The organism is Pararhizobium sp. P1_E7, assembly GCF_056405855.1.
Map to the genome: position 1 here is coordinate 1 of NZ_JBFUBH010000252.1, position 559 is coordinate 559.

1 protein-coding gene is annotated in these 559 nt (G+C 57.6%); it reads left to right on the forward strand.

Annotated elements, in window-relative coordinates; genetic code table 11:
* The coding region (locus AC1D17_RS29260; protein WP_477568682.1) for an aldehyde dehydrogenase family protein at positions 1-559 on the forward strand (559 nt) is incomplete at both ends.

Here is a 559-nt window from a genome sequence, read left to right on the forward strand (position 1 = left end):
GTCGTGAAGGAGCCTGTTGGTGTGGCGGGCGCTATCATACCCTGGAATTATCCGCTGCTAATGGCAGCCTGGAAAGTTGCCCCGGCGCTTGCCGCAGGATGTACCGTTGTCCTGAAACCCTCGGAACTTACGCCACTAACAGCTCTTGAACTTGCCGCGATTGCCGACGAGGCTGGCATACCTGCCGGCGTGTTGAACGTGGTACCAGGTCTGGGCGTGGAGGCGGGGCAGGCTCTAATAGACCATCCGGGCATCGATAAGCTAGCGTTCACCGGTTCGGTTCCGACAGGTTCGAAGGTGATGGCCGCAGCTGCTCGCGACATCAAGCGGGTGAGCCTCGAACTTGGGGGGAAGTCACCCTTCATCATATTTGAAGACGCAGACATCGATCAAGCCGTCGAATGGATCATGTTCGGTATCTTTTGGAACCAGGGGCAAGTCTGCTCGGCCACGTCACGCGTCCTCGTTCAGGAACACCTCTACGCTCCGCTTCTGGAGCGACTCATTGCCGAGACAACGAAGATCACGATCGGTGACGGTTCGAAAGACGGTATACTCC